A 597-nucleotide genomic window follows, 5' to 3' on the forward strand; every position below is an offset into this window, starting at 1 on the left:
TACGCTTCGGGTCCCTCGTCTTTGCCCACTGAGTCCACTACCCGTGGATCCGCCCCGGCGTCCTTGACTTCGCGATCAGATGAATAGGCTTGGAGTACGTGCCGACACATCAGCGCACGTGTTCAAACACTCAAATCTTTATGAGCGAGCTACCATGCCCTACACCATCGATCCTTTGAGCATCCAGTTCACCGAGACACGGCACGGCGTCAACGCGACGGCCCGAATCCTGCTCGATGGGAAGAAGGTCGGCACAATTCACGACCACGCCGAACGGATCGTCACTGACGTCACGTTTGCCACCGAGGAATGCCGAGTCGCATTCGCCACCGAAGCACGGCGCGTGCTCGTCACCGTGTTTGGAAAGGTCGATCATCACGACAGCGCGTTCATCTCGGAATACGCGCGCGCCTTATTGCAAGAAGCGGAAGCGGAGTTGCTGAGGCAAACTCAACGCGATCAAACTTCCGGTGATCAAGCATGACAAGTCAATACGCGGTGGGAGACTGGGAGTCGCTCTGGGCGAATGAGCCTTTTTTGATGCACCGCCTCGTGCTTGATTTGCAGTCCAAGCGCGTCATCGCGGGCCAGGATCGG

1 protein-coding gene is annotated in these 597 nt (G+C 57.6%); it reads left to right on the top strand.

Annotated elements, in window-relative coordinates; all coding sequences use genetic code 11:
- The first annotated feature begins 154 nt into the window (after nucleotides 1-154).
- Nucleotides 155-484 carry a hypothetical protein gene (locus AWB74_RS45215; protein ID WP_061152863.1) on the top strand — a complete coding sequence of 110 codons (330 nt, stop codon included), beginning with the start codon at nucleotides 155-157 and terminating at the stop codon, nucleotides 482-484.
- The last annotated feature ends 113 nt before the right edge of the window (nucleotides 485-597 follow it).

Origin of the sequence: Caballeronia arvi (assembly GCF_001544695.2) — a bacterium.
Taxonomy (GTDB): Bacteria; Pseudomonadota; Gammaproteobacteria; order Burkholderiales; family Burkholderiaceae; genus Caballeronia; species Caballeronia arvi.